The sequence below is a fragment of the Providencia sp. Marseille-Q8014 genome, from assembly GCF_965112055.1.
This window is the reverse complement of sequence record NZ_CBCOPT010000001.1, coordinates 1,974,919-1,983,461: the sequence shown is the minus strand read 5'-3', so window position 1 is coordinate 1,983,461 and position 8,543 is coordinate 1,974,919. Positions and strand designations below refer to the sequence as shown.

Sequence of the window (8,543 nt, the reverse complement as noted above, 5' to 3'; positions counted from 1 at the left end):
ATGAAACTGAGATTTAATAGTGTCAGCACCCGATTGTTTTTGGCCATTTTTGCCACCTGCATACTGCTTGTTGTTATCATGCACCAAGGTGTGCGCATGAGCTTTCAACATGGTTTTATCGATTATATTCGCGAGAATGATCAACAGCGTACTGAACTTATTGCCGATGCTCTTGCTGAACAATACGATGAAACCGGCAGCTGGCGTTTTTTAATACGGAATGAACGTGCCTTTTTTCATATTTTACGCAGCATAGAACATCACCAACGTGCCCTTCCTCCTACCAAACCAAAAGGTTGGCGTTCTTATTTTTGGGTTTACGATAGCCAAGATCAGTTGATTTTAGGCCGTGATGTTCCTTTACCGGATGATGTCATCCGTCAACCAGTCGTCACATCCAATGGCAAGACTGTGGGTTGGGTGATTGCCAGTAGTGGCGATGGTATCAGCAGTGAAATTGACCGCCGCTTTGATGAACAACAGATGCTAACCAGCTGGCTAATTGCAGGATTATCTTTAGTTGTTGCCTTAATCGCGACTCTTTTGTTAGCAAGAGGCTTTTTAAAACCCATTAAACGGCTTTTATATGGGACTAATCAGCTTGCTAATGGTGATTTTTCAATCCGTGTTGCGGAAGTCGGCCACGATGAACTGGGGCAATTAGCGAAAGATTTTAACCATTTAGCTTCAACCCTTGAAAAAAATGAACAGATGCGTCGCGACTACATGGCGGATATCTCTCATGAGTTACGAACGCCATTATCCGTCTTACAAGGTGAATTAGAAGCGGTACAAGACGGTGTTCGTAAAGCCACCCCTGAGACCATTAATTCTTTACTCGCAGAAACGCAAACATTGATTAAACTCGTCAATGATTTGCATCAACTGTCTCTGTCTGATCGTGGTTCATTAGTGTATCGCATACAGTCTGCGGATATTATTCCATTAATTGATATGACGATTGGCCAAGCCCATTGGCGACTTGAAGAAAAACAGTTAACCGTTGAGGCCAATTTACCTCAGCAGCAAATCATTAATATCGATCCTGACCGTATCCTACAGCTCTTTTATAATTTAATGGAAAATAGCCTACGCTATACCGACCCTCTCGGTAAAATAGTGATTCGAGCCACTGTTGAAAATGACCAGTTTTCCCTTTATTGGGAAGACAGTGCTCCGGGGTTAACGGCACAGCAATGTAGCCACCTGTTCGAACGCTTCTATCGCGCTGAAGAGTCTCGTAGCCGTGCTAGCGGCGGCTCTGGCCTAGGATTGGCAATTTGTTATAATATTATAGAAGCCCATAAAGGAAGCATACATGCTAGCCCTTCTTCTTTAGGTGGCGTATGCATTGCTATCCATTTACCGCTTAATCAAAAGGAAAATGAGCAGTGACAGTATTAGAAACTTCAAGTGCCAATGTATTGGTTGTTGAAGATGAGCCAAAACTTGGACAACTACTGTACGATTATCTTCACGCCGCTGGGTACCAGCCTTCACTGCTACAAAGGGGTGATGGCGTCGTTGATTATGTGCGACAACATCAGCCGGATATTATCCTACTTGATTTAATGCTGCCGGGTATGGATGGATTGAGCATTTGCCGCGAACTGCGGAAGTTTTGCGAAATACCGATTATTATGGTGACGGCAAAAACCGAAGAGATCGACCGTTTATTAGGTCTTGAAATCGGTGCTGACGACTATATTTGTAAGCCTTTTAGCCCTCGCGAAGTGGTGGCACGCGTGAAAACTATCTTACGACGTTGTCAGCGTCTCCCCATCTCCGATAAAAGCAAGACACAACTGGTCATCGATGAAAATGCTTTTCAGGTTCGCTACGGCGAACAGCTGTTAGAATTGACCCCCGCTGAATTCCGTCTACTGAAATTCTTGTCTGATAACGCCGGAACCGTTTTCTCTCGTGATCAGCTACTTGATATTCTTTATGATGACCATCGTATTGTTACCGATAGAACGATTGATAGCCATGTGAAAAACTTACGTCGTAAACTTGAATCCCTCGACAGTGAAAAAACGTTTATTCGCTCTATTTATGGTCTTGGTTATCGGTGGGATGAGGTCTAGCCTTATTCATTGATGCAGGTCAGTTAGACTTACTTTTTGTGGGGAATATTTTGATTTCCTGAAAAATCGCGCTAAAATCAGCTCCCTTTAAAATACTTATCCTCTAAAGGGTAAGTCCTGACTTGACATCAGACAGAGAACCAACCATGTTTACACCAGAATTATTATCTCCAGCAGGTTCGTTAAAGAACATGCGTTACGCCTTTGCTTATGGTGCCGATGCCGTTTATGCGGGACAACCTCGCTATAGCCTGCGCGTACGTAACAACGAATTCAACCATGAAAATCTCGCTAAAGGGATCCAAGAAGCCCACGAGTTAGGTAAGAAATTCTATGTTGTTGTTAACATCGCGCCGCATAATGCCAAACTCAAGACTTTTATCCGTGATCTCACTCCTGTCATTGAAATGGGACCAGATGCATTGATTATGTCTGACCCTGGCTTAATTATGATGGTACGTGAAGCCTTCCCTGACATGGATATTCACCTGTCCGTGCAAGCAAACGCCGTTAACTGGGCATCGGTAAAATTCTGGAAGCAGATGGGATTAACGCGAGTGATCCTATCGCGTGAGTTATCCCTTGAAGAGATTGCTGAAATTCGTAAGCAAGTGCCTGATATCGAATTAGAAGTGTTTGTTCATGGTGCACTTTGTATGGCTTACTCTGGCCGTTGTCTTCTTTCAGGTTATATTAATAAACGTGACCCCAACCAAGGTACTTGCACCAATGCTTGCCGTTGGGAATATAAAGTCGAAGAAGGTAAAGAAGACGAGGTTGGCAATATCGTCCACATGCATGAGCCTATCCCTGTCAAAAATGTTGCCCCTACGTTAGGCGAAGGCACCCCAACGGATAAAGTATTTATGATTGAGGAAGCAAAGCGTCCAGGTGAATATATGACCGCCTTTGAGGACGAACATGGCACTTACATCATGAACTCGAAAGACTTACGTGCTATTGAACACGTCGAAAATCTAACAAAAATGGGTGTTCATTCACTGAAAATTGAAGGACGTACAAAGTCATTTTATTATTGTGCACGTACGGCGCAAGTTTATCGTCGTGCTATTGATGATGCTGTTGCAGGCAAACCTTTTGATCCTACCCTTCTTTCAACCTTAGAAGGCTTAGCTCATCGCGGCTACACGGAAGGCTTTTTACGTCGTCATACTCATGATGCTTATCAGACTTATGAGTACGGTTACTCAGTTTCAGAAACGCAGCAATTTGTGGGCGAATTCACAGGAAAACGCGTTAATGGACTTGCTGAGGTTGATGTAAAAAATAAATTCAGTGTTGGTGATAGCCTAGAATTAATGACACCCGCAGGCAATATTGTGTTCACCCTTGAGACGCTTCATAACCGTAAAGGGGAAGCAATTGAAGTGGCACCAGGAAATGGGCATATTGTGTACCTTCCTGTTCCCGATGATGTTGAACTCGATTTTGGTTTATTGATTCGGAATCTGGCAGGCACCACAACACGTTCACCTCATCAGCCAGAAATGACAACTACTGCTTAGTTCAGACACTTACTTATCTATTCTGATTATAATGCTAGATATCAATAATTTAATTTATTGATTTTCTAGCATTTTTTATTTCCTCAATTTATATTATTTCCTTATAAAACAGGATTATCAATTGATAATCATTCTCATAAATAATGATTCTCCGTGAAAATGTATTTAATATCCATTTTTATGCAATAGATCACAACAATTAGCTATTCAATGTCGTATAGTCACAATCGAAAATGAAGAACTAGAAAGTCATAAAATAAGACTAGGAACCACCTCCTTGGCTGGCTCAATCTCCCTTGAGCTAGCCATTTCTTTTTTTACCTCTGCGAACTCCCCGTTAATTATACTTATTTTAGCCATGTGATTATTTAATAGTTGCCACTACCCCAACTATCGGGTCTATACTTTTATCACTCTTTTTTTCATTACAAGGATCAAAATGGCTATCGATAAGCTTCATCGCGCACTCGTTATTCTTAATGGCAAACAAGCAGCCAATCCTGAACTCAGAAAATCAATCTATCAACTACGTGACGAAGGTCATACGATTTGGGTGCGTATCCCATGGGAAAACAGTGAGTTACCTCTTTTTATTGAGGAAGCCATAAAGCAAGGCGTAGAAACCATTATTGCAGGCGGCGGTGATGGCACCATCAATGCGGTATCAAGCGCGCTAATGGCTTTACCTGACACACAACGCCCAGCTATGGGGATTTTACCATTAGGAACCGCGAATGATTTCGCCACTAGCGCTAATATTCCTATGGATATCCATGCGGCTTTAGCATTAGCAGTAAAAGGTAAAGCTTTTGCTATCGATATTGCTAGAGTGAATCATGATGCTTTTTTTATGAATATGGCCACTGGGGGATTTGGTACACGCATCACCACAGAAACGCCAGAAGCCCTAAAATCCGCTCTCGGTGGCGCGGCCTATGTGATTAACGGCCTATTACGCCCTGACACCCTAAAAACTGATACCTGTAAAATTGAAACTGAACATTTTAACTGGGAAGGCGAAACTTTAGTCGTCGCCATCGGCAATGGTAAACAAGCAGGTGGAGGTCAGCAACTCACTCCAGAAGCGTTAATCGATGATGGTAAATTGAATTTATTGATCGTGCCTGCGCGTGATGTGATACCCGCCCTACTGACGAATTTGTTCACCAATGACAAAAATCAGCATTTAATTGAAAAAACAACTTCTTGGGTCAAAATTTCATCCCCCCATGAAATGGTATTTAATTTGGACGGAGAGCCACTTTCTGGTGAAACTTTCACCTTTGAGTTACTACCTGAAGCGATCCACTGCCGATTACCGCCTCAATGTGGCTTGTTATCTTAAATTTAATGATTAACATCCCCTAGACTTTTGTTAAATGGAGGAAGTCATGACTGATATCGCCAAGCTGTTAGGTTCTGAAGCATCAACACTTCTTGACCATCGTTGCCAAACCATTCCCCGTGACAGCATTTATTTACCTGGTTCTGATTTTGTCGATCGTGTCATGATCGATAATAACCGCCCCAATAGCGTCCTTCGTTCAATGCAAACTTTATTTAATCATGGTCGCTTAGCGGGAACGGGTTATTTATCTATTCTTCCTGTGGATCAAGGCGTTGAGCATTCAGCAGCAGCCTCATTTGCCGCTAACCCCCTCTATTTTGATCCTAAAAATATTGTAGAGTTGGCCATTGAAGCCGGTTGTAACTGTGTTGCCTCTACCTATGGCGTACTGGCTGCCGTTTCCCGTCGTTATGCTCATAAAATTCCTTTTTTAGTTAAGCTCAATCATAACGAAACCCTTAGTTATCCAGCACAATATGACCAAACACTCTATGCAAGTGTCGAACAAGCATTTGAAATGGGGGCGGTTGCTGTAGGTGCTACCATCTACTTCGGTTCTCATGAGTCTCGTCGCCAAATTGAAGAAATCTCAGCGGCATTTGAACGGGCACATGAACTTGGTATGGTCACAGTTCTCTGGGCTTATTTACGCAACTCCGCATTTAAAAAAGATGGCGTTGATTACCATGCAAGTGCCGATTTAACAGGGCAAGCTAACCACATCGCGGCGACTATTGGCGCTGATATTGTTAAGCAGAAAATGGCTGAAAATAATGGGGGCTATAAAGCCATTGGATTCGGTCATACTGATGAGCGCGTTTATACCAAACTGACAACAGATAACCCAATCGACCTTGTACGTTATCAATTAGCCAACTGCTACATGGGACGTGCGGGCCTGATCAACTCCGGCGGCGCTTCAGGGCAAAATGATTTAAGTGATTCCGTTCGTACTGCTGTAATCAACAAGCGTGCAGGTGGTATGGGATTAATATTAGGCCGTAAAGCCTTTAAGAAATCGATGAAGGAAGGCGTCGAGTTAATCAATGCCGTGCAAGATGTTTACCTGAATAAAGACATCACCATCGCTTAAGCTTTATCTACCTAACGTCCTCTGATTGCAGGATAAAATTGTTGACAAAGCGGGATAAAAAACCTCTTTTCCCGCTTTATGTTATCAGGAAAAATGATACCCAATTTTCCTAATTGATTTTCAATCAGCATAGCCAATATGCCAGCAAGCACACTCTGTCAATCAGTAACATGGAACCTTCATAAGAAGACACTTTTGTGGTTCACCTTACCACCACGCATGAAAATGATGAACAGGTCCGATCCCTTCCCCCACCTCTAAGCTATCCGCATGCTCTAACGCCGCTTGTAAATATGCTTTGGCTTCAGGAATCGTTTGCTGCCAATTAGCAAATCGAGGCCTCAGTGCCGCTAATGCGGCAGACAGAGTGCAGCCTGTACCATGAGTATGACGCGTATTCACTCTTGGTGACGTAAAGCGCCACTCGCCTTCAGGAGTAATCAACCAATCGGGACTTTCACTGTCAGTTAAATGTCCACCTTTCATTAAAACCGCCTGACACCCCATTTCTAGTAATCGATGCCCTTGACTGAGCATGTGGGCTTCTGTTTTCGCGACTTGTTCATCTAACAATGCCGCCGCTTCAGGTAAGTTAGGGGTAATAAGTGAAACCAAAGGCAGAAGCTCACGTCGCATCGCATCAATTGCGTCAGGAAGTAATAATGGGTCACCACTTTTAGCGATCATCACCGTATCTAAAACAATATGAGGAATATGATATTGCTTTAAGGCTTGCGCCACGACAGCAATGACTTCTTGGTTGAATAACATGCCGATCTTAGCGCTATCAATACGCACATCACTAAGTACCGATGCGAGCTGCGCAGCAACAAACGTATCAGGTAATTCGTGAACTGATTGCACACCTCGGGTATTTTGCGCTACCAAAGCAGTCATTACACTCGTTCCATAAGCACCGAGTGCCGAAAACGTTTTTAAATCCGCTTGGATCCCAGCGCCACCAGAAGGGTCTGTTCCAGCAATGGTTAACGCATTGATTTTCATGAAATGTCACTCCTAAGCACAGCATAAGGAGTGGTCTATTGGAAGGTTTATCATTGACGCTTCCGACTTCCCTACGCTGGCATTATCCAGATCAGGTAATACGGGTGCTTCTCAGTCTTAAGCGACGCCCCGAGCCAAAAATACTGAATAAGTATCGCATTTTTTCTCGCAACAGACCAGCCTATCAGCCATAGCTTTCCTTACATGGCTGATTATGCAGAGACAATTAAGATAATGCCCAATATTAGGCAAATTCAATTAATGCTGTTATAACTCACCTATGTAAACTAAAATAATTAAAGTGTATAAGCATATTATCAGTCATGATAGTCGAGACTTATTACCCATATTTATCTACTTCAATGCCATCGAAACACGCATTAACCTGAATCGGATTTACAATGAGAGTTAATAAAAAATTGCAGCAAGTTGTAGGAGCATCAGCTTTAATGATGACTTCCATCTGCTTCGCGTCATCCACCAACACAGCTCAAGAGTCTGAGGGACTCTGGGATAAATTTACTCGAAATGTCAGTACTACTTGGGATTCGGATCAATACGACATCTATATTCCTGTTTTAACATGGCATAACCGGTTTACTTACGATAAAGAAAAAACCGACAGTTATAATGAAAATCCTTGGGGATTTGGTCTCGGTAAATATCGCTATGATGAAGATAATGACTGGCATGCCTTATATGCTATGGCGTTCATGGACTCACATAACAAAGTCGAGCCAATCGCAGGTTATGCTTTTCAAAAAATGTGGATCCCAGGCGAACTGGATGGTTTTAAAATGGGGGCAGGTTTCACGTTAAGCGTGACGGCTCGTGATGACTACTACTATATTCCATTGCCTCTACCACTCCCATTAGTTTCTATGGAATATGACCGATTAGCGGTTCAAGCCACTTATATTCCAGGAACTCATAATAACGGTAACGTGTTATTTGCCTGGCTTCGTTGGCAGTGGTAATCCGTATTATTCATTAAATAACAACAAAAGTGGTCAGCAACAGTATTCTGTTACTGGCCATTTTGATTGATGCATTATTTTTGATTCGTTGCTTTCCGATAAGTTAAATACCCAACAACACCACCACCGCCATCTTGCGGGTGATTTATGCCATCCATAACATTGACTGTTTCGAAATCAAAAGGCGAAACGCCTTCTAGGCAAGCAACATTCACGCCATATTGTTCAGGATTTGAGCGCCGTTGATGAAAGGTATAAATGCCACAAACAGAACAGAAGAAATGAGCAGCCTGCTGTGTGTTAAACCGATACTCGGTTAACTTTTGTTTGCCTTCAAGAATTTCAATACCAGATAATGGTGCAGAGACTGCAATTGCCCCTCTCATTCGGCAGTAGGAGCAATTGCATCGTCTTAGGGTATTCAATCCATCGGTGAGTGTTACTTTGAATTTAACGCTGCCACAATGGCATTGGGCAAATCGTGTCTCCATAAAGCCTCCCATCAAT

8 protein-coding genes and 1 riboswitch are annotated in these 8,543 nt (G+C 42.7%); of the genes, 6 read left to right on the top strand and 2 right to left on the bottom strand.

What is annotated here, in order from left to right:
* The 5 genes from baeS (at window position 1) to fbaB (ending at window position 6,054) form a co-directional block, all read left to right on the top strand.
* Window positions 1-1,395, top strand: a complete 1,395-nt coding sequence (gene baeS / locus ACWPW6_RS08685; protein WP_163861434.1) for an envelope stress sensor histidine kinase BaeS — start codon at window positions 1-3, stop codon at window positions 1,393-1,395.
* Entirely contained in the window at window positions 1,392-2,087 is a 696-nt protein-coding gene (baeR, locus tag ACWPW6_RS08680) for an envelope stress response regulator BaeR (protein ID WP_163861431.1), read from the top strand. The genes baeS and baeR overlap by 4 nt, the downstream gene beginning before the upstream one ends.
* Window positions 2,088-2,233: 146 nt before the next feature.
* Window positions 2,234-3,613, top strand: coding sequence for a prephenate-dependent tRNA uridine(34) hydroxylase TrhP (gene trhP, locus ACWPW6_RS08675; RefSeq protein WP_154624056.1), 1,380 nt, complete (start codon window positions 2,234-2,236; stop codon window positions 3,611-3,613).
* A 439-nt stretch (window positions 3,614-4,052) separates the two neighbouring features.
* Window positions 4,053-4,958: a lipid kinase YegS gene (gene yegS / locus ACWPW6_RS08670; RefSeq protein WP_163861426.1), complete on the top strand. Its 906-nt coding sequence runs from the start codon at window positions 4,053-4,055 to the stop codon at window positions 4,956-4,958.
* A gap of 46 nt (window positions 4,959-5,004) precedes the next feature.
* A complete protein-coding gene (fbaB, locus tag ACWPW6_RS08665) occupies window positions 5,005-6,054 on the top strand; it encodes a class I fructose-bisphosphate aldolase (RefSeq protein WP_154624058.1) in 1,050 nt (349 codons plus the stop codon).
* A 207-nt stretch (window positions 6,055-6,261) separates the two neighbouring features.
* Here fbaB and thiD read toward each other — a convergent pair whose 3' ends face one another.
* On the bottom strand, window positions 6,262-7,059 hold the full coding sequence (gene thiD / locus ACWPW6_RS08660) for a bifunctional hydroxymethylpyrimidine kinase/phosphomethylpyrimidine kinase (protein WP_250000409.1): 798 nt from the start codon (window positions 7,057-7,059) through the stop codon (window positions 6,262-6,264).
* Window positions 7,060-7,110: 51 nt separating this feature from the next.
* Window positions 7,111-7,201: riboswitch (TPP riboswitch) on the bottom strand.
* Between the two features lie 259 nt (window positions 7,202-7,460).
* Here thiD and pagP point away from each other — a divergent pair.
* Window positions 7,461-8,036 carry a lipid IV(A) palmitoyltransferase PagP gene (gene pagP / locus ACWPW6_RS08655; RefSeq protein WP_154624060.1) on the top strand — a complete coding sequence of 192 codons (576 nt, stop codon included), beginning with the start codon at window positions 7,461-7,463 and terminating at the stop codon, window positions 8,034-8,036.
* 74 nt (window positions 8,037-8,110) lie between these two features.
* Here pagP and ACWPW6_RS08650 read toward each other — a convergent pair whose 3' ends face one another.
* Window positions 8,111-8,527, bottom strand: coding sequence for a GFA family protein (locus tag ACWPW6_RS08650; protein ID WP_154624061.1), 417 nt, complete (start codon window positions 8,525-8,527; stop codon window positions 8,111-8,113).
* Window positions 8,528-8,543 lie beyond the last annotated feature (16 nt).

Coding starts and splice junctions, on each gene's coding strand:
- baeS (WP_163861434.1), top strand. CDS start 1: ATGAAACTGAGATTTAATAGTGTCAGCACCCGATTGTTTTTGGCCATT.
- trhP (WP_154624056.1), top strand. CDS start 2,234: ATGTTTACACCAGAATTATTATCTCCAGCAGGTTCGTTAAAGAACATG.
- yegS (WP_163861426.1), top strand. CDS start 4,053: ATGGCTATCGATAAGCTTCATCGCGCACTCGTTATTCTTAATGGCAAA.
- fbaB (WP_154624058.1), top strand. CDS start 5,005: ATGACTGATATCGCCAAGCTGTTAGGTTCTGAAGCATCAACACTTCTT.
- thiD (WP_250000409.1), bottom strand. CDS start 7,059: ATGAAAATCAATGCGTTAACCATTGCTGGAACAGACCCTTCTGGTGGC.
- pagP (WP_154624060.1), top strand. CDS start 7,461: ATGAGAGTTAATAAAAAATTGCAGCAAGTTGTAGGAGCATCAGCTTTA.
- ACWPW6_RS08650 (WP_154624061.1), bottom strand. CDS start 8,527: ATGGAGACACGATTTGCCCAATGCCATTGTGGCAGCGTTAAATTCAAA.